Source organism: Sphingomonas sp. Ant20 (assembly GCF_000783375.1).
Lineage (GTDB): Bacteria > Pseudomonadota > Alphaproteobacteria > Sphingomonadales > Sphingomonadaceae > Sphingomonas > Sphingomonas aerolata.
The window spans coordinates 1-22,525 of record NZ_JRVI01000295.1 but is presented as its reverse complement, the minus strand read 5'-3'; the positions used below and the strand labels follow the sequence as shown (position 1 = coordinate 22,525).

19 protein-coding genes and 1 pseudogene are annotated in these 22,525 nt (G+C 63.3%); 11 read left to right on the top strand and 9 right to left on the bottom strand.

Annotation, left to right across the window (positions count from 1 at the left end; all coding sequences use genetic code 11):
* Both NI18_RS20870 and NI18_RS27570 read left to right on the top strand, forming a co-directional pair.
* Positions 1 to 663, top strand: a 663-nt coding sequence (locus NI18_RS20870) for a glycoside hydrolase family 9 protein (RefSeq protein ID WP_306286574.1), incomplete at its 5' end; no start/stop codon positions are given.
* Positions 645 to 728 carry a hypothetical protein gene (locus NI18_RS27570; protein ID WP_347574898.1) on the top strand — a complete coding sequence of 28 codons (84 nt, stop codon included), beginning with the start codon at positions 645 to 647 and terminating at the stop codon, positions 726 to 728. The genes NI18_RS20870 and NI18_RS27570, both read left to right, overlap by 19 nt.
* A 3-nt stretch (positions 729 to 731) precedes the next feature.
* On the opposite strand, the gene NI18_RS20865 is transcribed toward NI18_RS27570, so the two are convergent.
* Together NI18_RS20865 and NI18_RS20860 are read right to left on the bottom strand one after the other, a co-directional pair.
* Positions 732 to 1,772 (bottom strand): cupin-like domain-containing protein, encoded by a 1,041-nt coding sequence (locus NI18_RS20865; protein ID WP_037533212.1) that lies wholly within the window; start codon positions 1,770 to 1,772, stop codon positions 732 to 734.
* A gap of 72 nt (positions 1,773 to 1,844) precedes the next feature.
* Complete coding sequence (locus NI18_RS20860) at positions 1,845 to 2,963, bottom strand: SGNH/GDSL hydrolase family protein (protein ID WP_249403429.1); 1,119 nt, start codon at positions 2,961 to 2,963, stop codon at positions 1,845 to 1,847.
* A gap of 228 nt (positions 2,964 to 3,191) precedes the next feature.
* On the opposite strand from NI18_RS20860, the gene NI18_RS20855 reads away from it, so the two are divergent.
* Positions 3,192 to 4,166: a glutathione S-transferase family protein gene (locus tag NI18_RS20855; protein WP_037533206.1), complete on the top strand. Its 975-nt coding sequence runs from the start codon at positions 3,192 to 3,194 to the stop codon at positions 4,164 to 4,166.
* Here the strand turns inward: NI18_RS20855 and NI18_RS26005 are convergent.
* Both NI18_RS26005 and NI18_RS25365 read right to left on the bottom strand, forming a co-directional pair.
* Positions 4,158 to 4,340, bottom strand: a complete 183-nt coding sequence (locus NI18_RS26005; protein ID WP_037533203.1) for a hypothetical protein — start codon at positions 4,338 to 4,340, stop codon at positions 4,158 to 4,160. The genes NI18_RS20855 and NI18_RS26005 overlap by 9 nt on opposite strands.
* Positions 4,341 to 4,538: 198 nt before the next feature.
* Positions 4,539 to 4,712 (bottom strand): hypothetical protein, encoded by a 174-nt coding sequence (locus NI18_RS25365; protein ID WP_157840594.1) that lies wholly within the window; start codon positions 4,710 to 4,712, stop codon positions 4,539 to 4,541.
* Positions 4,713 to 4,985: 273 nt separating this feature from the next.
* Between NI18_RS25365 and NI18_RS26000 the strand changes: the two genes are divergently transcribed.
* Complete coding sequence (locus tag NI18_RS26000; RefSeq protein WP_198527090.1) at positions 4,986 to 5,129, top strand: hypothetical protein; 144 nt, start codon at positions 4,986 to 4,988, stop codon at positions 5,127 to 5,129.
* A 22-nt stretch (positions 5,130 to 5,151) separates the two neighbouring features.
* Positions 5,152 to 8,040, top strand: coding sequence for a PAS domain S-box protein (locus tag NI18_RS20840; protein ID WP_037533196.1), 2,889 nt, complete (start codon positions 5,152 to 5,154; stop codon positions 8,038 to 8,040).
* Positions 8,041 to 8,412: 372 nt separating this feature from the next.
* Here the strand turns inward: NI18_RS20840 and NI18_RS20835 are convergent, their stop codons facing one another.
* The 4 genes from NI18_RS20835 to rlmJ form a co-directional block, all read right to left on the bottom strand.
* Positions 8,413 to 11,034, bottom strand: a complete 2,622-nt coding sequence (locus tag NI18_RS20835; protein ID WP_306286573.1) for an HWE histidine kinase domain-containing protein — start codon at positions 11,032 to 11,034, stop codon at positions 8,413 to 8,415.
* Positions 11,019 to 11,477, bottom strand: a complete 459-nt coding sequence (locus NI18_RS24835; protein ID WP_128082370.1) for a hypothetical protein — start codon at positions 11,475 to 11,477, stop codon at positions 11,019 to 11,021. The genes NI18_RS20835 and NI18_RS24835 overlap by 16 nt, the downstream gene beginning before the upstream one ends.
* A 577-nt stretch (positions 11,478 to 12,054) precedes the next feature.
* The gene (locus NI18_RS20825) at positions 12,055 to 12,789 is read right to left on the bottom strand and encodes a metallophosphoesterase family protein (protein ID WP_037533193.1); all 735 of its coding nucleotides are present in this window, start codon (positions 12,787 to 12,789) and stop codon (positions 12,055 to 12,057) included.
* Positions 12,790 to 13,077: 288 nt separating this feature from the next.
* The gene (gene rlmJ, locus NI18_RS20820; RefSeq protein WP_037533191.1) at positions 13,078 to 13,908 is read right to left on the bottom strand and encodes a 23S rRNA (adenine(2030)-N(6))-methyltransferase RlmJ; all 831 of its coding nucleotides are present in this window, start codon (positions 13,906 to 13,908) and stop codon (positions 13,078 to 13,080) included.
* A gap of 283 nt (positions 13,909 to 14,191) precedes the next feature.
* On the opposite strand from rlmJ, the gene NI18_RS24830 reads away from it, so the two are divergent.
* Complete coding sequence (locus tag NI18_RS24830) at positions 14,192 to 14,374, top strand: hypothetical protein (protein WP_128082369.1); 183 nt, start codon at positions 14,192 to 14,194, stop codon at positions 14,372 to 14,374.
* A 72-nt stretch (positions 14,375 to 14,446) separates the two neighbouring features.
* Positions 14,447 to 14,998 (top strand): hypothetical protein, encoded by a 552-nt coding sequence (locus NI18_RS20810; protein ID WP_037533177.1) that lies wholly within the window; start codon positions 14,447 to 14,449, stop codon positions 14,996 to 14,998.
* 165 nt (positions 14,999 to 15,163) lie between these two features.
* Here NI18_RS20810 and NI18_RS20805 read toward each other — a convergent pair whose 3' ends face one another.
* The gene (locus tag NI18_RS20805; RefSeq protein WP_037533174.1) at positions 15,164 to 16,261 is read right to left on the bottom strand and encodes an alkaline phosphatase; all 1,098 of its coding nucleotides are present in this window, start codon (positions 16,259 to 16,261) and stop codon (positions 15,164 to 15,166) included.
* A gap of 588 nt (positions 16,262 to 16,849) precedes the next feature.
* Between NI18_RS20805 and katG the strand changes: the two genes are divergently transcribed.
* The 4 genes and pseudogenes from katG to NI18_RS23885 all read left to right on the top strand — a co-directional run.
* Positions 16,850 to 19,036 carry a catalase/peroxidase HPI gene (katG, locus tag NI18_RS20800; RefSeq protein WP_249403433.1) on the top strand — a complete coding sequence of 729 codons (2,187 nt, stop codon included), beginning with the start codon at positions 16,850 to 16,852 and terminating at the stop codon, positions 19,034 to 19,036.
* A gap of 437 nt (positions 19,037 to 19,473) precedes the next feature.
* Complete coding sequence (locus NI18_RS23890) at positions 19,474 to 19,827, top strand: helix-turn-helix domain-containing protein (RefSeq protein WP_084215387.1); 354 nt, start codon at positions 19,474 to 19,476, stop codon at positions 19,825 to 19,827.
* A pseudogene (locus NI18_RS20795) lies at positions 19,764 to 20,697 on the top strand (IS5 family transposase). Before NI18_RS23890 ends, NI18_RS20795 begins: the two are co-directional and overlap by 64 nt.
* Positions 20,698 to 21,770: 1,073 nt before the next feature.
* A partial coding sequence (locus NI18_RS23885; RefSeq protein WP_157840593.1) for a transposase occupies positions 21,771 to 22,525 on the top strand: 755 nt, incomplete at its 3' end.

Genomic DNA, 22,525 nt, shown 5'->3' with positions numbered 1-22,525 from the left:
GCGGCGCAGGGCTTCGCCGGCAGCGGCGGCTATGGCGACGAGATGCTCGACGACGAACGCGCCTGGGCTGCAGCCGAACTGTTCGCGACGACCGGCGATGCCGCTTACCGCGCGGCGCTGCCGACCGGCGCGACCGGCGAACCCGGCTGGGCCAGCGTCGCACCACTCGGCATGATCACGCTCGCGACCGCAAGCGGCGTTCCCGCGACGATCCGCGATGGCGCACGTGCGGCGATCGTCGCGGCCGCCGACGGCTTCCTCGTCGAAACCGCGCGCACCGGCTACCGCATCCCCTACGCGTCGCAGACTTATAATTGGGGCTCGAATTCCAGCATCCTCAACCGCGCGATGCTGCTCGGCCTCGCACAGCGTTTCACTGGCGAAGCGCGCTACCGCGCCGGCGTCGTCGATGCGGCCGACTATATCCTCGGCCGCAATCCGCTGGGCCAATCCTATGTTTCGGGGACCGGCTGGAAGCCGCTGACCAACCCGCATCACCGCTTCTGGGCGCATCAGCTGTCGGCATCCGCGCCACCGCCGCCGCCGGGGGTGGTATCGGGCGGCCCCAACAGCAGCGCGATGGTCGATCCGGTCGCCATGACACTTAAGGCCGGTGCGCGCCGCAACGCTGCTGGGCGGACGACATCAACGCCTATGCGCTGAACGAGGTGGCGATCAACTGGAACGCGCCGCTCGTCTGGGTCGCCGCCTATCTCGACAGCGACTGACGTTCAGCGGCGCTGGAGCGATTTCAGCAGATAGCCGCGGATTCGCTCGGTCCGGTCCTGGCTGGCCGGCCCGAGCACGCCGCGCGCGGGCGCGGGCAGATGATCGCCCGCCGCACTCGCCTCGTCCGCGAAGACATAATGTTCGAACCACGCGCGCCAGCCCGCCTTCTCCGCCGCGGGCAGGTCGCGCACCGCCATCATCGCGTGCACCACCGCATGGAACGCCGACACGCTCGAATCATAGGCGCGCCAATAGTTGCACAGCACGTTGAGCGTCCCGAACGCCTGGACGTGGTGCCACCAGATCGCCGGGATGAAGATCGCGTCGCCCGGCCCAAGATCGGCCACCACCGCGTGGCCGAGCGCCTCGGCATAGCGCGGATACCGCTCCAGATCGGGCGCAAGCGGATCGACCATGCTCGAAGGCGGCCCCGCCAGCGTCCGGTCGAGCGGCCCCAGATAGAGATTGCCGACCTGATCGGGGGGAAACAGCGTGAACCGCCGCTCGCCAGCGACCACGCAGGCGAGATTGGTCGACCCGTCATAATGCGTCGCGGTCTGCGATCCGTTGCCGATCCACAGCCGCGGCGTCGCCCCGCCCATCGGCAGTTCGAGCGGGTTCGCCGCCGCCCATCCCGGCAGATGCTCGGGCGCGGTCGCCGCGTTCGCATAGAGGATATGCCGCTCGGCTTCGGGGACGTCCGACAGGCGCAGCAATTCGCTCAGCAACACGCCGAGCGGCGCCTTTTCGCGGTGGAAGTTGAACCCTTCCAGATTATCGCCGCGATAGAAGAATTTGCCACCGAACGCCGGGCCGCCGATCAGCACCTCCATCGGCTTGCCGCCATTGCCGAGCCCGGTCAGATACGCCGCCGTCGCTCGATCGCCACCCGCCGCAGCCCGGACGCTGGCCCAGTGCGCGACCTGGCCGCGCAACACGATCGGCGCGTCGCGCAGGGCGATCTCGGCGGCAAAGGTCGCGGCGTCGACTGCGGCACGTTCCTCGACACGGGCATCGGTGGGGGCAGGATGCGATATCGTCATCCCGCTGCGATAGCAGGATAATGCGCCGCGCCCTATTGCGTTCGCTGGCCCGACGAAACGGCCGTCCGTCGATCAGGAGCGTCGGGCCCATCCCGCGACGCGCGCGTCGATCACCGCCGCGATCCGGTCGGCAATCACGGTCTGATCCGCGAGCGAGGGGTGCGAGTGGCACCCGGTGAAGGAAAGGCCGTTGACCGGGACATAGGTGAGCCACGGCGCGCCGGATCTGCGCAAGGTCGCGGCAACCTTGGCCACCTCCGCCTGGATCTCGCCATTGGCCATGTCCGTGGCCCACAGCACGATCTGCGCGCGTGGATCGCGCGCGTGGAGCGCTTGCACGAAGCGCACATAGCGTCGTTCGTAATCGCCGTGGAGGGCGTCGCGGCTCACCCATGTTTCGCCGGCGTGAAGCGGTGTGGTGAAATCGTTGGTGCCCAGCGAGACAACGATCACCTGCGGATGCCAGCCGGGCACGTTGGCACGGGATCGATGATCGAACAGGGTGAAGGGATAGGCTTCGGGCAGCGTGTCGGCTGCGAACCCGCCATAGTTGCGCACCACCCCGCGCCCGGAAATCGCATTGACTGCGTAATCCGCGCCGTAGCGGCGTGCGAGCAGCGCGCCAAAGCCGCGCGACGTATCCGTCGTCGCCCAGACCTCGTCCTGGGTACATTCGCGTTTGGGCGACGTCACACCATAGCCGACGGTGTGCGAATCGCCGACGAACTCGATCTGCCGCGTGCGACTGCGCAACTTCGTTCCGACCGTCCCCCGTTCGGCGAAGAACGGCCCGATGCCGGTCGGACCGGACTGGCTTTCCGAAGCGACCTCGATGCGCAACGCGTGCCGGCCGGCGGGCATCCCGGCGACGCGGTACAGGCCCGGAACCGGCTTGACGAGCGTCGTGATCCTGCGTCCATCGACGAGCACGTGGAGTGCCACCTCGCCCGGCCCCACGTCGAACGATACCGCCGAGCCCCGAAACGCCGTCTCGGCATAACTGCCCGGCCATTGGCGAACAAAGCCGGCGCCTTTCCGCTCGAAACGGCCGTGCATTGTGGCCGGCAACGGCGTCAGCGCGACAGGCCTCTGTGTCATTCGCTCGACGCGAGGCTGTGCGGCAGCCTCGACCGTCGCCGCGAGGATCATCAACCCGGCCGCCATCCCTGCCATCCGACCATGCTTTGCCATTCAAGAACCTCCTACCGCTCCTGCACGCTCCTATCCCTTCCGCAACGACCAGGCGACCGGCGTGGTGGACGCGACCGTCGACCTGCGGCCGCTGTTTGCCTGAGCCGGGGCGACCGGTCCCGAACCCGCCCCCAAGGGCATCGCATGAGACGAAAAGAGCCGTTGGTCGTTCGTGAGGGGAAACGGTGGCGGATCTTGCTTGAGGTCCGATTTCGACGGAGGGATGACATGGGTAGAATGATCGACGGTGCGTGGCACGCGGGCAAGGTGACGGAAGACAGCAAGGGCGGCGCGTTCGAACGGCAGGATGCGGGCTTTCGCGACTGGCTGACCCCGGTGGGGAGCCCCGGCCAGGACGGACAGCCCGGCCATCCGGCGACGCCCGGCCGATATCACCTCTATGTCAGCTATGCCTGCCCCTGGGCGCATCGGACGCTAATCGTGCGCGCGCTGCACGGACTGGAGGATGCGATCGGCGTCTCGGTGGTCGACCCTGTCATGCTGGACAATGGCTGGACCTTCGGCACGAGCCGCGGCGGTAGTGGCGATCCACTGCACGACGCCGAGTTCCTGTGGCAGTTGTACGCCCGCGCCAGGCCGGACTATTCCGGCAAGGTCACCGTACCTATCCTGTGGGATCGTGAGACCGACACGATCGTGTCGAACGAATCGGCGGACATCATCCGGATGCTCGCGGCGTTCGGCGGATCCGGGCCGGACCTCTATCCTCAGGCCCAGCGGCAGCAGATCGATGAGGTCAACGACCGTGTCTACGACACGGTGAACAACGGCGTGTACAAGGCCGGGTTCGCCACGACGCAGGACGCGTACGAGGCGGCGGTGCGCCCGCTGTTCGAATCGCTCGACTGGCTGGAAGAGAGGCTGTCCGGCAGCGACTGGCTGGTGGGCGAGGCGATGACGGAGGCCGATATCCGCCTCTTCACCACGCTGGTCCGCTTCGATGCGGTCTATCACTTCCATTTCAAGTGCAACGTGCGCCGCATCTCCGACTATCCGGCGCTGGAAGCGTACGTCGAACGGATGCTGGCAGATCCGCGCATCGCCGCGACGGTGCATCTCGATCACATCAAGACGCATTACTACGCCAGCCACCGCGACCTCAACCCTTGCGGAATCGTGCCCGTCGGTCCTGCCCTCCCTTGGGCTCACCTCACCGCAGGAGGCGATCAGACGCTAACCTGACCAGCCGATTGGCAGCAGGGACATGTTGGCGATGGAATGCTCGAAGCCCGCGGCGACGAAGATGGCGACGGGGCCTATGATCACGCGACGTTGCCCGACAGCGTTCTGGCGAACGTCGCCATCTTGTCCAGCCTCGAATCCATTGTCGCGGCTGCAGCGTCGCCGATCGTTCATGCCGCGTCGGATCGACACCTATTCCGATGCGATAGGCTGGACAGAATTCGCTGCCTGATCTCGTGTTACGATCGCGTGTCCTCGGAAGGGGGAACCTGGGCAGACACCGGCATCCCGTTCCGACCCCCAGTCGCCGCATGATCAGCGCTCTTTGCGCGAGCGTCCGAGAGTTATACCGTCAAGCCTCTTCGGCTCGCATCACCGGTCGTGCGCCGCGCGAAGACGATGCCCGCCAAGAACGACCGCTTTTCCATGGGCCAGGGCCAGTTCGATATGAACATTCTTGCTGCGGTCATCGATTGCTTCGCTCGCGCGCCTTCGTTCTTGCTCAGCCCGGTCGCGATGATAGGCAACTCTTCCAGTCTCAGTCATCGACCCCTCGTCCCAATCCCACAATATATTCGTTAACCAACATACGTGAGAGGCATGCCGAGGTTCCCTGTCATCGGATCTTTCCGTGATCACAGCGGTCGCGATGCAGGATTTTCAAATCATGGAGCCATCGTCGAGGAACGGGAAAGAGCATAAGTCGCTGCGGGTGCCACAACCGGTCGAGACTGTTGAAAAACTCGGCGAGCCGGCAGCGCAGCCACGTCGCGCGTAATATGATTGCTTACGGATAGCGGCTTTACACCAGGAGTTGCGATGGTTGACGCGATACGAGAAGAATATTGCTCGGACCAACGCCCCTTCCAAGCCGAAGCGACTTTTTCAACAGCCTCGGTCGGTTTCGACAGTTTAAGAACGACCAACGTTGAGCTTGGCGGTGACGATGCTACAGCACAGTGATCCGCTAAACCTTTGGAGTCCGATGACCGAGCTGCCCGCGCACGAGAAGCAGCGACTGGCTGCCCTCGCAGAATATGACCTGCTGGACACTCCGCGCGAGGCGGCGTTCGACGAGATCGCCGAACTGGTGGCGGCGATCTGCGACGCGCCAATCGCGATCGTGAATCTGATCGGGGACGGCCGCCAGTTCTTCAAGGCGGAAGTCGGGCTTGGCGTTCGTGAGACGCCGTTGGAGACGTCTTTCTGCGGGCGTGCGATCCTCGAGGATGAATTCCTGCTCGTCCCCGATGCGACAGACGACCCACGGTTCGACTGCAATCCCCTGGTCACGGGTGAGCCGCACCTGCGCTTCTATGCTGGCGCCCTGTTGAAGTCGTCTGATGGCTTTCCGATCGGCACGCTCTGCGTTCTGGACTATCGCCCCCGCGACCTGACCGAGGTTCAGAAGCAGACGATCCGCGTCATGGCGCGACAGGTCATGGTGCAGTTTGAGCAGCGTGTTGCAACGGGACGCCTGATTGCCGCCGAAGCGCGCCAGCGGGCGATTGTCGATAGCGCACAGGACTTCGCCATCGTAGCCTGCGATCTCGAAGGCCGTATCATCGAATGGAGCTATGGCGCGGAACGGGTGCTGGGCTGGTCGGAAGACGAGGTGATCGGTCGAAGCGTCTTCCTGTTCTTCACGGATGAAGACCGCGCGGCCGGGGTGCCGGTACAGGAGATGGCCTGCGCCCGTGAGACGGGGCGGGCCACTGATGAGCGGTGGCACGTGCGCAAGGGGGACGAGCCTTTTTGGGCCAGCGGTGAGTTATCCCTGCTCCGGGATTCGGCCGGCCGCCATACCGGTTACGTCAAGGTTCTTCGTGATCGTACCGAAGAGCATCTTGCCGGCGAAGCGCTCCGGAAAGCGCAGCAGCGCTTCCAGACAATCTTCGACACGGTCGATGCGGCTTTCGCCATCGTCGAGGTCAAGTTCGACGAGGATGACAAAGCCGTCGATTACCGGTTTGTCGAAGCCAACCCCGCTTTTGAACGCCAGTCCGGCGTCAACTTGCGCGGCAAGTGGGTCACGGAATTCGCACCTGACCTCGAGCAGTTCTGGTTCGAGACATACGGGCATGTTGCCAAGACCGGTGAAGCAACCAATTTCGAGAATTATGCCGAGGCATTCCAGCGCTGGTTCGACGTACGCGCAGTAAGGGTTGGCGATCCCGCAGATCGACAGATCGCAATTATTTTCAACGACGTGACCGCCCGCCGAGAAGCGGAGGAACGCCTGCGTGTCAGTGAAGCCGTCGCACGTCAGAACGTCGAGCGGGTGAAACTCGCGCTGGAAGCCGGCGCCATCATCGGCACCTGGCACTGGGACCTGCCAAGCGATCAATTCACCGTAGACGAGGCATTCGCGCGTGCCTTCGGCCTTGATCCGGCGCTCGGCCGATCCGGCATTCCGCTCGCGCAGATTACAGCAACGGTACATCCCGACGATCAGGCAGGGCTGACTGAGGCCATCACCGCGGTGATCGCCCGCAGTGGGTCCTATGCGCATCAATACCGGGTCCGCCGTGCTGACGGCCGATATTACTGGATCGAGGCGAACGGTCGGGTTGACCATGCACCCGACGGAACGCCGCTGAGCTTTCCCGGCGTCCTGATCGACGTCGAGGAACGGCGGAGCATCGCAGCGGAGCGCGACCGTGCTGTCGCCGATCTGCGCGCGCTCGCCGAAACGCTGGAGCAGCGCGTCGCCGAGCGAACCGCCGACCTCGGCCAGGCCGAGGATGCGTTGCGCCAATCGCAGAAGGTGGAGGCGATCGGGCAACTCACCGGTGGGGTGGCGCACGACTTCAACAATCTGCTGACGGTCATCCGGGGTTCTATCGACCTATTGCGCCGGCCCGGTCTCTCCGACGAACGCCGGCAGCGCTATATCGACGCGATCTCCGACACCGCCGAACGCGCGACCAAACTGACCAACCAGTTGCTCGCATTCGCGCGCCGCCAGTCGCTCAAACCCGAAGTCTTCGATGTCTCGGAAAGCGTGCGGACGGTCAGCGACATGGTGCGGACGCTGACGGGCGCACGCATCAAGGTATCGCATCGGCTGCCGACGGAGCCTTGCTACATCGACGCGGACCGCAGCCAGTTCGACACCGCGATCGTCAACATGGCGGTCAATGCACGCGATGCCATGAACGGCGCGGGCGAGCTGGCCATCGTGGTGGCGGCAGCCTCCGGCATGCCCGCCATACGGTCCCATCCGGCCACGCCGGGCGAGTTCGTGACGGTCTCCTTGACCGACAGCGGTCCCGGTATTCCAGCCGACAACATTGAACGGATCTTCGAACCGTTCTTCACCACCAAGGGGGTAGGCGAAGGGACAGGCCTTGGCCTCAGCCAGGTCTTCGGTTTCACAAAGCAGTCCGGCGGGGGCGTCGTCGTCACAAGCGACGAAGGCGAAGGCGCAACATTCACCATGTTCCTGCCCCGGGTCGACGGGCTGGACGGCGGAGCGGCCGAAGAAGGCGACAACTCCCTGCCGCTCGGCGAAGGCGCCTGCGTGCTGGTCGTCGAGGACAATGCCGAGGTTGGCATGTTCGCGACCGAGGCGTTGGGAGAGTTGGGCTATCATACGGTCTTGGCGATGGACGCCTCCAAGGCACTCGCCGAACTGGCGACAGATGCAGGCAGGTTCGACATCGTCTTCTCCGACGTGATGATGCCGGGCATGTCCGGTATCGAGCTGGGTCAGGAGATCGGCCGGCTGTATCCTAAGCTGCCGGTCGTGTTGACCAGCGGGTACAGCGAGGTTCTGGCGCAGAGCGGTACGCACGGGTTCGAACTGGTGCATAAGCCCTATTCGATCGACACATTGTCGCGAGCCCTCAAAAAGGTGTCACGCCGTCGATGAAGCGTAAGCGGTCGCGCAACCGGACGAGACTGTTGAAAAAGTCACTTCGGCTTGGAAGAGGCGGTGGTCCGAGCAACATTCTTCTCTTATTATGCCGACCTTCGTAATCCTTTGAGGAAAATAGGGTGCCTGCAAGCAATCATATGACGCGCAAGGTGGCCGCACTGCCTGCTCGCCGAGTTTTTCAACAGTCTCGGACGGTTGTGACATTGCGCTTGCTGCAAAGAGAGCAATCGCAGGAACCGCAGTCGATCATCGTTGGATGCCAGCCATTTTTCAACGGTGTCGCCAAGCATGAACGAACGTCCGCAACCGGTCGCGGCCAGGCATGGTCGATCAATCTACGCTGCCCGGCATTCCCCTGCGGCACGCTCAGTGCCGGCTCAACAAGGTTTGCAACGTGCGTCCAACGTCTTCGGCCGAGAACGGCTTGTTGAGCACGGGATGGCCGGCGAACCGCTCCGGCAGGACGGTGGCGCTGTCGTAGCCGGTGGTGAAGACGAACGGGATCTTGCGATCTTGCAGGATGGCAGCAGCGTCCCACGACATTTCGCCATCGAGATTGACGTCGACGAGCGCGGCATCGATCGCTGCCTCGCAAGCAAGCTTTAAGGCTTCCGGCAGCCGCATCGCGGGACCGACAATGTCCCAGCCCAAATCGATGACCACATCCTCGATGAGCATCAGCACCATAGCTGAATCTTCAACGATCAGGATCCGCGGCGGATTGTCGGTAGGAATGTCTGTGACTTTCGCAGGGGCATCATGGGCGATAGAGGCGTGGGAGGCGGTGCCGCCAGACTGCGCCACCGACGCGGGCATGACGATCGCGCACGCCACCCCGCCCGGGTCGAACGTTAGAGTCGAAGATCCGCTCGTTTCCAGCGCCAAGGCCCGCTCGATCAAGGTCGATCCGAAACCGCGCCGTGTGGGCTTGCTGACCGGAGGACCGCCGCTTTCCTGCCATCGCAGCTCCAGTCCAGCCTGCGGGTCAAACTGCCAACGAATGTCGACATGACCGCCGGCGGCCGACAAGGCCCCGTATTTGCCGGCGTTGGTGGCAAGCTCGTGGATCGCCAACGACAGCGCCAGTGCCGCTTTCGGGAGAAGCATCACATCCGGACCGGTGATCGTGACGTTCGCATGCTCCGCCCGATACGCATCTAGCTCCTGTTGGATCAGCACGATGAGCGACACGCCTTCCCATCGACTTTGCGTGAGCAGACTGTGTGCGCGCGACATCGACCGAATCCGCCGGTCGAGCCCATGGGTGAAAGCAGCAAGCGACGACGCACTTCGGCTCGTCTGCGCCACCATCGCCTGAATGCTGGCCAAGGTGTTCTTCACCCGGTGGTCGAGTTCGGCCATCAGCAATTGTTCCTGCTGCCAGGCGCGCAGCCGTTCGCGTGCGGCAGCATCGATCCGCCGCAGGACGACCTCCAGCAGCGACACCCGCAGGTCGAACGCAGCATCGTTGTCGGACGGCGACCAGGGGGTCGACCGACCGCGCACGGTCTCGGTCCACGCCTCGAAGGATTTGCGCGGCGTCAGCCGGATGCCGTTCGGACCGACTTCCATGGGCTTGTTCGGATCGCCGCCCCATTGCACGGTCTCGACCACCTCGGGTCTGAACCACAGCACGAAGTCGCGCGGTTCGCGCGAGACGGACATGGCAAGCAACCCGGAGGCGATCTCCGCATAGGCCTTGGCCGGCGGATAGTCTTCGCCCAGCCGATCCGTGGCATACACCCCTTCGAACGTGCCCATGCGCAGGGTCAGCCAGTCTGTCAGGGCGCCAATCTGGTCGTCATCGGGCGTATTGCCCAACGCGGTGATGCCGCTGTTGACGCGGATGGCGACACCGCCACGGGTCTGCCCAACCCGCAGCGCAAGACCACCCGCGGATATGTAATCGAGCAGCTGCTGCTGCTGCGCGACCAGTCCGGCCCCGTAATCATCCTCGCTCGCCAGCGCGTGCATGATCCCGGACAGCGCCTTGCGGGACAGCAACCGGGCCTCGAGCTGCTCGGCGCGCAGCCGCACTTCCAGTTGCAGCGAGAACATCGATCCGAACAGCTCGCAGACACCGCGGAGATGACGCGGCAGGCGGCGCGGCGTATGATGGTGACAGGCGATCAGCCCCCAAAGCCTGCCTTCGAAGATGATCGAGATCGACATCGAGGCGTCGACGCCCATGTTGCGCAGATATTCCCGGTGGATCGGCGAAACGTCACGCAGGGTCGCGTGGCTCATGTCGAGCGGCAGGCCGCTGCGCGGATTGATCGACGGCAGCAGCGGCGCGGGCGTGTAATCGACTTCGGTGATCAGACGCAGCCAGCTGGTCAGATACAGCGTGCGGGCCTGTTTCGGGATATCCGACGCGGGATAGTGCAGATCGAGGAATGGCGTGATGTCGGCGTTCCGGGCTTCGGCGAACACCCAGCCGGAATCGTCGGGCATGAAGCGATAGACCATCACCCGGTCGTAGCCCGCGACCGCCCGCACCCGCTCGGCCGCCAGTTGGCAATAGGCCTGGAGATCGGGAGCGTCGCCAAGTCCGTCGAACATTTCCTGGACGCAGGCGAGCGGATCGACGGCATGACGGTCGCTCAGGTCGGCATCCTCGACCTCGATCACCAGCGCGCCATCGCTCAGATGGACGCTGGCATCGATCGCGCGGTCGGGGACGACCCGCAGCAACGGATCCAGCAGGTGACGCGGGCGCGCGAGGCTGGAGCTTTGCAGCAAATCGCGAAGCCGCTGAAGCTGCTCGGCATTCAGCAAGTCCGCCAAGTCCTGCCCGGTCAGCGACGCCGCATCCCTGCCGAACAGGCCGAGGGTGTCGCCTGCGACCTGCTCGACCAGCATCGTTGCAGGATCGACCACGAGCATCGCACCATGGGGGAGGATCGAGCCGGGAATATGGATCGGCTCGCGATCGCAGTTGGTCAGATCGACGGCACCGTCCATTTGCTGCGTCATGCCGGCATCCATTCCTCATACGCCGCAAACATCGACACCGCCGCTGCCGTTGCAGCAGGTCGGTCCTGCACGGCAGCGTCGGGTAGGTTGGTGTCCAGCCCGACGGCACACCGGCTCCAGTCACCGGCACTCAGTCCTGGTTCGGGCAGGCCCCAGACAAGGCAGCCGATCAGTCCACCGCCGACACCGAGCATGGGGTCGACGACGGTATTGAAACCGTATGTGTGGCCGAGAAGCAGACGATATTCGTCCCGGTCGGCCGAGCTTGCCGCCCGACGCGAAAGCACGGGATGATGATGCCGGCGTTCGTGAATGTCGCCCGTGGCGGTTCGCAACCCGGAGCGGCCCCTCGGTGTCGGCACGCTGCCTTGGCGAGCAGGCATCGGGGCTTTCGGATGCTTGCCGCGCAGGGTGGTTCCGACCGCAGCGGACGCCTGTAACACTGACGCGCGCATTGGATTCCTCGATCAAGACGTACGGTCGATGATTGCCGTGGCATTCCTCGACGTTGCCGTATCCACACCATATTTTCGAAATCTTGCCTAGCGAATGTTGCTTATCGGTTTGCCGCCGCAACAATCATCGCAATTATTCCCGTAGCGCCGTGCTCATGCCCTCGAACGAATATGTCATAATTTTTGACATGTTTACGTACAAAAATTCTCAGCCAAGTCAGCGCATTGACGGCCAGATACGTCGATGGCGTCAACGAATGCTAGTAAGTTCCCACAAGACAGCAAAGGGAAAAACCATGGACCCAACACGCATCCCCGGCAACGAAACCGACCCTGCGATATGTCTACGGTACCAGGCTTCAAGACGCGACCGATAACCCAGCGGCGCATACGCTGCCTGACGATGATGCCGGTGACGTGGATGGCGTCGAGCTCACACGTGACGCTTGGTCGGCGACTGCAGAAAATTGGCTTTGGGGAGGCTCGGCGCTGATGCCGTTCCCTGAAGGACCGGATTTCGAGAAGCGACACGGCTTCCCGAAACGCACTTCGCATCGAGAAATACGATACCCTCGTGCTAGACCCGACCGGTTCGCAAAGGTCTGGACCAGTCGGTCCGGGCATTCGCCTCGGCATCACGGGCCGCTTGTTCCCAATCATAATCGACGGACAGAAACTCTACCACCCAGCCATCACCCTCATTGGACAATACCGCATAGCGCGCATGCGGCGATCCGCTTTCCACCAGGTGAGCGTAGGGTCGGTCATCGTCATATGCCGGAAGACCGACGCTTCCCGGATTTATGATCATGCGCCCGTCGTCGAGCGTCATCACCCGCTGGAGATGCGTATGGCCGCAGAGGATCACGGCCGCATCGACAGTTCCCGCACGGTGTCGAACTTCCTCGCGAGTGGCCTGACGAAGCCCCGCCTCCGTCACCGTCTCTAGAAAATAGGTCAGGTCGCTGTCCGGCGTGACATGAACAAGCAGCACATCTTTGGACAGGCGCATGGTCGTGGGCAATGCTGTCAGCCACGCACGCTGTTCAGCGCTCAGCTGGTCGAAGGCGTGGCGATCGGACAATCCCATGCGCTCGCGAGGCTGATCCGATATCTGACGTTCGTGATTGCCGCGTATAGTGGGCAATCCCAGAGGCATCAATCGATCGGCTGTTTCCCGCGGGAACAGGCCCCCTGAGCAGATGTCCCCGAGGTTCACGATCTGGTCCACGTGCCGGGTGGCGATGTCGCCGAGAACTGCGTCGAGGGCAGCGACATTCCCGTGAATGTCGGAAATTGCAGCGATCTTCATTACGGACCTATAACGATCTCGCCGTACGATCGTAACCCCCGCGCTTCGGCAACGACAACCTGAGGCCGGCTTCGGAACCGTCAGCAGCTTGGCGCCCCCCGGCGGCACGGATTACTGGTCCCAATAGATCGTCTCGAAATCGCCGACCGGAGCTGGAGAATCGGGAATGATCGTACTCAACGGACGGCCGCTCTCGACGATGCGAATTGCCTGCCAGAGCGTCGGTCTTTTTGACGTTGGCAGCCCGGCCGTTTGCAGCCGGCCAGAGCGGGGCGATGCGGGTTTACGCTAATCGCCCAGCCACACGGCGGTGATCTCGCCGCTATGCCCCTCCGGCGCCAGCACCGCGCGCAGCGCTTCAAGCATAGGCGGCAGCGCCTGCGTGAAGGCGTAGGGCGGGTTGACGATATACAGGCCCGCGCCGTTGTAGATGCCGGACTGATCGGCATCGTACAGCCAATGCTCCACCCCCAGCACTTTGGGGATACCGAGCCTGCGCAACTGCCCCGTCCACCGCGTATGCGTGGCGCGGTCCTTCAGCGGATACCAGATCACCGTCACGCCATGCGCCCATTTACGGTGCGCGGCGGCGAGGGTCGCGGTGATACGGTCGCGGTCATCGGGCTGCTCGTACGGCGGGTCGACCACCACCACGCCACGGGCGGTCCGGGGCGGCAGCAGCGCCAGCCAAAGCTCATAGGCGTCGCGCTCGTGCACCGCAGCGGGCGTGCCGCGCATCACCCCGCGCAGGGTATAGGCGTCCTCGGGGTGCTTCTCGTTGAGGATCAGCAAATCCTGCGGGCGCAGAAGCTGCGCGAGGATCCGCGGCGAGCCGGGGTAGAATTGCGGTTCGGTCCCGGAATTCACCGCCTGTACCGCGGCGCGGTAGTCGTCCAGCAAGGGGTTCGGCTCGGCAAAGGCCCGCAGCACGCCCTGTAGGGACTCGCCGGTGCGTTGCGCATCCTCGCCGTCAAGGTCGTACAGCCCGCAGCCGGCATGCGTATCGATCAGCGTCAGCGCGCCCGGTTTCTGCTGCAGGGCCCGCACGAGCGCGATCAGCAGGCTGTGCTTCACGACATCGGCACTGTTGCCCGCATGGAAGGAATGGCGATAATTCATTGTGACGTAAGACCCTGACGCTCTGCCTGCATGCGGGCTGCCGGGCACGATTGCCGGGCGCGAGGTGACCGAAGTAACCGGTCCGGTGCCATTATAAAGTCGCGCGGAAACCTTCAACGCCGTTCTGATCATGGCACGGGCCGCACGCCCTGGCCTTGTGTCGGACGATGATGATCCCGTCGCGATAATCGGTTATCGACCGTCGACGATGATGGATGGCATTGCAGATATGGCGCTCCGGCATGGCGATCGCCGCGCCCGGGCTTATGAACGGAATGAACCGGTGATCCGGTGCATCCAGGATGCGATCACCGCCTATCGCCGCGACGGCGGCGATCGTGACGGTCGCCCGACGATTGGCGCGCTGATCGCCGCGTGCACTGCTAGTGGTCTCACGGCGGCTCGTGGCGGTCCGGTGACGCGCTATACGATCTGTCAGGCGCTGAAGCTGACAGGCCTCTCCTGATGCGGGTCGACACGGGCGAAATGCACGAAGCGGCCGCGCAACGTACCCGCCGCCTCGTCTGTTCTCGCCATTATGCCAATCGATCCTGACCAGACCGCCACGATCATCACCAGCCGGGCCATCCGTGCCGGCCACGAGCAGGATTTCGAACGCTGGGTGGAGGAACTGAACCGGCACGCCCGTGCGGCGCCGGGGTATCGGGCTGCGATCCGGCTCGGTCAGACGGCGGGTTTTCAGCACCTGCTCTTTCGCTTCGACGATCGCGCCGCAGCCGATACATGGCATGACGACCCCAAGATGCGCGCGCATGTCGCTGTCGCGGACCGCTTCTCTACGGCGCTCCGCCAGCTCGAAACTGGCGACGGCGTCACCTTCGAGCTGCCGAGCGATGCGAGTGCCAGCAAGTGGAAGCGGTTCGTGACGACATGGCTGACGGTGTTCCCGGTCCTACTCCTCATCAGCATGATGGTTCGCACGGTGTTGAAGGACGCACCACTGCCGCTGCAACTCCTGCCCTCGTCCCTGCTGCTCACCGCGACCCTGCAGTGGATCATTCTCCCGCGCCTGCAACGCTATACCCGTTTCTGGCTGTTGCAGGACAGCTCGGGCCGGCTGCAGAGGTGAGGATAAGGCATGACGGCGCATTGCCGGACATCGCGCGCGCCCTCACCCCACTCCTCAGCTTCGTCCATTCATTCATCGTTGGGCTGACCGCTTTCGGCCTCTAGTCCCTCGTCATCAGCGTCGCGATCCGAGAGAGGAAAAGCCGTCAGGCAGGTTCAGGGCTGATCATTTGTCCTTCTTCCAGCCGAATGCCGACAGCATGATGTCGAAGAGCCGCGTGTTGGGCATGAAACCCCGGACCTTGTCCGCACCGGGGCCGCTCGCGGCGACGACGACCTCTTCGCCGGTATGGCCGGGTTCGACGCTGATCACCGACTTCGCATCGGGATCATATTGCGTCGCGAGCGGCGTCGTGCGCTTGCCGCCGGTCATCCGCAGGCCGAAGCTGTGGTCCGCGGTGAACAGGATCAGCGTGTCCTTGCCGGCAACCGCGCTGATCCGGCGGATCATGTCGTCCATCTCGACGACATGCCGCAGGCCTGCCTTGGGATCGTCGGTGTGCATGTCCCATTCGACCGTCAGGAAATAGCCCTTCGGGTTGCGGGCGAGCTGCGCGACGGTCGCCTCCACGGCGGGAAGCGGCGCGAAGTCGGCATCGCGCAGCACCGCGGTCCGGGGTGCCTGGCCGACCAGCGCGGTATCCTCGCCGAAGCGGTAGCCGGCGGTCCTGAACGCCTGTTCGGCGCTCGTGCCCGGGCCGGCGAATGTCGCGACGGCGTCGGCACGGCCCTTGCCGATCAGGATATCGACGCCGTCGCCGAAGCGGGGCTTGAGCATCTGGCGGAATATCTCGCCCTTGTCCGCGCGCGCGGCGACATGCGCAAAGGTCGCGGCCGGGGTCGCGTCCCAGATGTTCATGTTGGTGACGACACCCGTCGACAGCCCGCGCTGCTCGGCATATTCGAGAAGTGTCTTGACCGGCATCGCGCGGCCGCCCGGTCCAGAAGGCGTCGTCGACACCATCGCGTTGTTCGTCTTGTTCCCCGTCATGATCGCGGTCATCCCGGCGGCGGAATCGGTCACCCATCGATCGAGCGCGGACGTATCCGACAGCGCGACGTTGGGCATCGACTGGATGAACAGCGATTGCGGCCGGTCGTGCGCCAGGATCCCAGCGGCGCCGAGCGTCGACAGGCCACCCGCGTCGCCGAGGAAGAGGATGACGTTGCGCGCCTCCTGCGCCGCAGCGGGCGTGCTGCAGACCACGAGCATCGCGCCAGCAAACGCCGTGCCGCCGAGGAATTTGTAGAACGCGGTTTTCATTGCAGAGGTCCTTGCATCGGGGCCGGTGCCGAGGCGTTGCCGGGTCGTATTGCGGATTGATCGGGTCGTGCGGACGGGGATCGCCAGCGCCCGGTCTTGCGCTCTCGGTCCACGCCGGAACGAGCAGGTCACCTTGCAGCGATGCACCCGCCGCGCTGCGGCGATACACGAAGTCCCGTCCCTCACGGCTGGCCGGGTCTGCGAACACGCCGCGCTTTTCGAGGTCGACGAACCAACGATCTATCGGGCGGACTTGGGGCGCGGTCACGACGAAAAACTCTGAACCAGACTAAAGACGCCCATCCTCTAACCGCAGTAAATGTAAGTTTGGCGACACATTGATCAGATCAGTTGCCGCGACGTCCGTCGGCCCAACGATGATGATGACCCGGATCATCGCGAATGTACGCGCCGTCAGACGACACGCTCACAGCCCTCTGTGATCGAGTGCGATGATAGCTGTCGCCCGTATAATCGATTGGACAAATGTACCCGGGATCCGGCATTTTACCGACACGGTGGTAAAACTAATTAGGAGAGGACGCCAAGATGGCCGATTACGAACAGCCTAAGGCAAGCGGTTGCCCAATGGGCCCCCAGGGTGGCGGCGAGGTTAAGGCCCGCTCGCTCCTCGGTCGCACGAACAAGGACTGGTGGCCCGACGCGCTGCCGATCGATATGCTGCATCAGCACGGCGTCTCTCCCGACCCGATGGGCAAAGAGTTCGACTATGCCGAGTCGTTCAAGCAGCTCGACTATGCAGCACTCAAGGCGGACCTGACGGCGCTGATGACCGACAGCAAGGCCTGGTGGCCTGCCGACTATGGTCATTATGGCCCGTTCATGATCCGCATGGCATGGCACGCTGCCGGCACCTACCGGGTAACGGACGGCCGCGGCGGATCGTCGTCGGGTCAGCAGCGCTTCGAACCGCTGAATTCCTGGCCGGACAACGGCAACCTCGACAAGGCACGTCGCCTGTTGTGGCCGCTCAAGCAGAAATACGGCAAGAACATCAGCTGGGCCGACCTGTTCATCCTCGCCGGCAATGTCGCGATCGAGAGCATGGGCGGACCGGTGTTCGGTTTCGCCGGCGGCCGCAAGGACGTCTTCGCCTCCGAGGGCGACACCTTCTGGGGTGCCGAGGAGATCTGGGTCAACGAGGGTGCGCAGACGCGCATCAGCGAGGACATGCCCGAGCTCGAAGGGCCTCTCGCCGCGATCCAGATGGGGCTGATCTACGTCAATCCCGAGGGTCCGGGCGGTGAGCCCGACGCGCTCATGTCCGCACGCGACATGAAGGCGACGTTCCAGCGGATGGCGATGAATTCCGAGGAAACCGTGGCGCTGACCGCCGGCGGTCATGCCTTCGGCAAGGCGCACGGTGCGAAGCCGGCACCGCATTTCAAGGCCCCGTCTTCGGAATCGGTTCACATGCAGGGCCTCGGCTGGCTGACCGACAGCGAGGAAATCGGCCAGGGCCATATCACGACCTCGGGCATCGAGGGCGCGTGGTCGAACAACCCGACCAAGTGGACCGGCGACTATCTCCGCCTGCTCTTCAAATACGATTATGAGCTGACGGAAAGCCCGGCCGGTGCGAAGCAGTGGCAGCCGGTCAACCCGGAACCGGAGGACATGGCCCCCGACGCGCGCGACCCAAACAAGCGTGTGCCGACGATGATGACCACCGCGGACATGGCGTTGAAGGTGGACCCCGAGTTCCGCGAGATCGCGCTGCGCTTCCGCGACGATCAGGCGGCGCTCGACGACGCGTTCGCACGCGCGTGGTTCAAGCTGACGCACCGCGACATGGGGCCACGGGTCCGGTACCTTGGGCCCGAGGTTCCCGAAGAGACGCTGATCTGGCAGGATCCGGTCCCCGAAGGCACCGTACCGTCGGACGCTGACGTCGCGGCGTTCAAGGACGCCGTGCTGTCGAGCGGGCTGACGATCGGCCAGCTGGTAAAGACCGCCTGGGCATCGGCGTCGAGCTATCGCCGGTCGGACCACCGCGGTGGGGCGAACGGCGCGCGCATCGCGCTCGCGCCGCAGAAGGACTGGCCGGTCAACGAGCCCGAGCAGCTCAGCCAGGTTCTGGCAAAGCTGAACGACTTGCGGGGCAGCATGTCGCTGGCCGACGCGATCGTGCTGGCAGGCTCGGCAGCGGTTGAGAAGGCGGCACGCGACGCCGGGCACGACGTGGCGGTACCGTTCCTTGGCGGCCGCGGCGATGCGACGCAGGAGTGGACGGATGTCGAAAGCTTCGTGTGGATGGAGCCGCAGGCCGACGGGTTCCGCAACTACCTGAAGACGCGTCACCCGGTGAAGACCGAGGAGCTGTTGCTCGACAAGGCTTCGCTGCTCGGCCTGTCCGCGCCGGAAATGACCGTGCTGGTCGGTGGCCTGCGCGTGCTCGGCGCGAACTTCGGCGATGCGCCCGATGGCGTGTTGACCAAGCGTCCGGGGCAGCTGACGAACGACTTCTTCGTCAACCTGCTCGACAATGACACGTTCTGGGATCTGGTCGACACGTCGAGCGACGAGAAGTTCATCGGCTATGATCGCGGCGGTCGTGAAAAGAAGTGGCAGGCGACCCGCACCGATCTGGTCTTCGGCTCGAACTCGCAGTTGCGCGCGACGGCCGAAGTCTATGCCGAGAACGGCCACGAGGAAAAGTTCGTGCGCGACTTTATCCGTGCCTGGGTCAAGGTCATGAACGCCGACCGCTTCGACGTCACCGCCAAGCCGGTATCGTCGAACCAGGCGACGTAAGCTTCGTCGGTGGGTGGATAGGCTGTGTCGATCGGGGGGAAGTTTCCGAACGTACACGGCTTATCCGCCACTGGCCTGAGTTATAAGATATAGATTCTGATCAATCCGTGCCCTTTTAGCCATGGGCTTCGAGGTCGCACTGCAGCCGCCATTATCGCGCTTATAAGGGTAGCTGCTTGTGCCCTTGGCCCCAACGGCAGAGCGACCTGCGCTGAATAGCGTTTCAGGCAATCCCGGTCGCAATCGTACGACCTGTATACTGGTCCCGACGGCTGCGTGCATGGACCCGGGCCCGGACATTCGCGACGCGTTCGCCCCCCTCAGCTCCTACCATTCGATAGGGGCACCGACTTTCAATCCCGACCTTTGCGACGATCGCTTCCGAACACCGTCTTAATGATTCTTGCGGCATACCGACCGGTTGGTATGTTTGCATTATGACGAGTCGAGGATCTTCCAATAGCGCTCGCGATAAGCTGCTGGACGCTGCCGTGACGCTCATCCGCCGCAACGGCTTTGCGGCCACCAGCGTCGACCAGCTTTGTGCGGCTGCCGGGGTCACCAAGGGCGCCTTCTTCCACCATTTCGTATCCAAGGAAGCGCTGGGGGTGGCCGCCGCCGGCCACTGGCTGGCGATCACGACGCCGCTATTCGCCGATGCGGACGGCTTTGTTGCACAAAGGGCGTTGGGATTCCCTGTGAGGGTCAGGAAGCGTAGGTGGGATGGATGCCAAAACCGACCATGCCGAAGTACCGCACGACGAACTGGAGCGAGTATAACGCAGCGCTGAAGCGCCGCGGGGTCGCTGGAGGTCTGGTTTGACCCGGGCATGGATTGGCTGGCAGCCCCCGATTGGTCGTCGAGGTCGGCCGATGCGGTTTTCGGACAGCGCGATCAGGGTTTGCCTGACGCTGAAGATAGTGTTCGGACTGCCGCTACGGCAGGTGACGGGACTGGTTGCCAGCCTGCTGAAGCTGGCAAAGCTGGATTGGCCGGTGCCGGATTACACGACGCTATGCCGTCGGCAGAAGACATTGGCGGTGTCACTTGATGGTCGCGCCAGTACGGGTGGTCTGCATTTGCTGGTCGACAGTACCGGGATCAAGATGATGGGCGAAGGCGAATGGAAGACGCGCAAGCACGGCGCTTCCTACCGTCGCCAGTGGCGTAAGGTTCACCTTGGGATCGACGCCGAAACCCTGGAGATCCGGGCCATCGAGGTCACAACCAATGCGATTGGCGACGCCGCGACACTGCCGGATCTGCTGGCGCAAATCCCGACGGACGAACGGATTACGATCGTCGGGGGTGATGGCGCCTACGACACCAGAAAGTGTCGGGCCGCGATCGCAGCCCGGGGCGCAGACGCGGTCATTCCCGTGCGCCGGGGCGGCCAGCATGGAAGAAGCCGGCGGCCGGCGCCGATGCTCGCAACGAAACGCTACGCGCGATGAAAAGGCTCGGTCGAACAATCTGGAAGAAGTGGAGCGGCTACCATCGCCGCAGCCTGGTCGAGACGAAGATGCACTGCTTCAAGCTGCTCGGCGAGCGCGTCGCATCGCGCACCTTTGATCGTCAGATTACCGAGCTCAAACTCCGTGCCGCAGTTCTCAATCGATTTTCACAAATAGGAACACCGACCACCATCCGCGTTGCATAGATCTCGTCAGTAAAACCATATTTGTGCTTAATTATCTTTGTGCAACAAAGCCGCGGAGAACTATAACATGAGTCTACGCTTGGAGCATGTTACCAAACTCGCACATAGCAAGGAAGGCCTGAGGGCTGCTTACGCCGCGGGTGTCGATCATCAGCGCAATGGTTGGCTGAGATATCCACCATGCAAATGGGACCATCCAGCAATTCTCGCTTTTGATGAAAGCGGAACTTGCGTTGGCGGTATCAATTGGGGCGAGGACCATGATGATCGAACGCTCACAATCACGTTTGCCTGGGGTTCGCCTACTGCTCCTGCAGCCTTTGCTGCCGTACTTTCGCGGTTCCGGAAGGTTCACCTAAACGGGTGGTTTACCGAAATCCACTTCACGATATCAACACATAACGAAGCCATGCGAAAGGCCGTAAAAGTGCTTGGGCTTGTTCCTCGAGCCTTTACCTTTGAGATGCCGGTAAAGGCCATGGCCAGGTCTTGATGGCAAAAAAATGCCCGGCTTGGAAAGCCGGGCATTTTCGAGCTTAGCCGTTATCAGGCTTTGCGTTATTCTAATATCGCATATTGGATATATTATGTTAAAGACAAAGGTATAAGTCAGTAGCCTCTGTAAGCCTCACAACTGTTTCAGCGACGCATTGCGCTATCCCCTGCAAAATGCGCCAGTAAAAGATGATAGCTACTTATGCTGTTGACACTATTAAGCCCTGATGGGCTTACCGATAGGCCAGTAGCGCATGTGAACCCCCCGAGTTGAAAGTGTTTGTCTTTCGACAAGGGGACTTATGCAGGAACTCTATTTCGTAATTGTAATTCCATACGGTGAAAGGCGCATTAACCGCGACTGGCAGGTTTTTTTGACTCTCTGCTCGAGTGGTGATGTATCAAAGTCCCCGTAGCCGTCCGCATAAGCGGACCGTGCTGAGAGTAGGGGCAGACCACCCTCATCTTTACGCTAGAAGCGACGTTCCAGGCGATTGGCCTACGATATGGATGCCGGTCAGTGAGGTGGCGCCCTAAATACCCTGACAGGTCCCCGCTCTTAGATAAGAGTGAGGCACATGACTGACGGTACGACTAGGCGTTACAATGATGGCGAGGTCCTCTCCGGTGTTCAGCGCCGGAGGCGGTGGACACCGGAGGAAAAGGTCCGGATCGTCGAGGAGACATATCTGCCCGGGATGAGCGTGTCGCTCGTCGCCCGCCGGCACGGCATTGGTGGGAATCAGATCTTCACCTGGCGGCGCCTGATGGCGCAAGGTGCGCTGACCGCCGCGGCAGCTGGCGAGGAAGTGGTGCCGGCGTCCGACTACCGTGCGCTCGAGGCGCAGGTGCGCGAACTACACCGGCTGCTCGGCAAGAAGGCCATGGAGAACGAGCTGCTCCGCGAGGCCGTGTCCCGGGCCGCAGGCCCAAAAACTGCTGTTGCGCTCGACCTCGTTGCCGCGGGATGGACGGTGAGCGCGGTCGCAGAGGCGGTCGGAATTGCTCGCCCGCACCTGTCCGCAATGCGCCATCGCCCGTCGCCCCGACCACGCGGACGACCGCCGCTGCCGGATGCCGAGCTGGTCGCCGACATCAGCGCGCTCGTCGCCGATCTGCCAACCTATGGCTATCGCCGCGTTCATGCTCTGCTACGCCGGCAGGCCGAAAAAGACCGGGCGCGAAGCGCCCAATCCAAAAAACGCGTCTACCGCGTCATGAAGGTGCACGGGCTGCTGCTACAGCGGGACGGCGAACGCCGCGAGGAACGGCGTCACGATGGCCGGGTCGCCGTCGACCTGCGCAACACCCGCTGGTGCTCCGACGGGTTGGA

What these genes read in the sequence shown, in the direction of transcription:
- NI18_RS25365 (WP_157840594.1), bottom strand. Translation starts at nt 4,712, where the DNA reads ATGACTGAGACTGGAAGAGTTGCCTATCATCGCGACCGGGCTGAGCAA.
- NI18_RS23890 (WP_084215387.1), top strand. Translation starts at nt 19,474, where the DNA reads ATGACGAGTCGAGGATCTTCCAATAGCGCTCGCGATAAGCTGCTGGAC.
- NI18_RS20835 (WP_306286573.1), bottom strand. Translation starts at nt 11,034, where the DNA reads ATGGATGCCGGCATGACGCAGCAAATGGACGGTGCCGTCGATCTGACC.
- NI18_RS26005 (WP_037533203.1), bottom strand. Translation starts at nt 4,340, where the DNA reads ATGAACGATCGGCGACGCTGCAGCCGCGACAATGGATTCGAGGCTGGA.
- NI18_RS20825 (WP_037533193.1), bottom strand. Translation starts at nt 12,789, where the DNA reads ATGAAGATCGCTGCAATTTCCGACATTCACGGGAATGTCGCTGCCCTC.
- NI18_RS24835 (WP_128082370.1), bottom strand. Translation starts at nt 11,477, where the DNA reads ATGCGCGCGTCAGTGTTACAGGCGTCCGCTGCGGTCGGAACCACCCTG.
- NI18_RS20840 (WP_037533196.1), top strand. Translation starts at nt 5,152, where the DNA reads ATGACCGAGCTGCCCGCGCACGAGAAGCAGCGACTGGCTGCCCTCGCA.
- NI18_RS20805 (WP_037533174.1), bottom strand. Translation starts at nt 16,261, where the DNA reads ATGAAAACCGCGTTCTACAAATTCCTCGGCGGCACGGCGTTTGCTGGC.
- NI18_RS26000 (WP_198527090.1), top strand. Translation starts at nt 4,986, where the DNA reads ATGGTTGACGCGATACGAGAAGAATATTGCTCGGACCAACGCCCCTTC.
- NI18_RS20860 (WP_249403429.1), bottom strand. Translation starts at nt 2,963, where the DNA reads ATGGCAAAGCATGGTCGGATGGCAGGGATGGCGGCCGGGTTGATGATC.
- rlmJ (WP_037533191.1), bottom strand. Translation starts at nt 13,908, where the DNA reads ATGAATTATCGCCATTCCTTCCATGCGGGCAACAGTGCCGATGTCGTG.
- NI18_RS20810 (WP_037533177.1), top strand. Translation starts at nt 14,447, where the DNA reads ATGCCAATCGATCCTGACCAGACCGCCACGATCATCACCAGCCGGGCC.
- katG (WP_249403433.1), top strand. Translation starts at nt 16,850, where the DNA reads ATGGGCCCCCAGGGTGGCGGCGAGGTTAAGGCCCGCTCGCTCCTCGGT.
- NI18_RS20865 (WP_037533212.1), bottom strand. Translation starts at nt 1,772, where the DNA reads ATGACGATATCGCATCCTGCCCCCACCGATGCCCGTGTCGAGGAACGT.
- NI18_RS20855 (WP_037533206.1), top strand. Translation starts at nt 3,192, where the DNA reads ATGGGTAGAATGATCGACGGTGCGTGGCACGCGGGCAAGGTGACGGAA.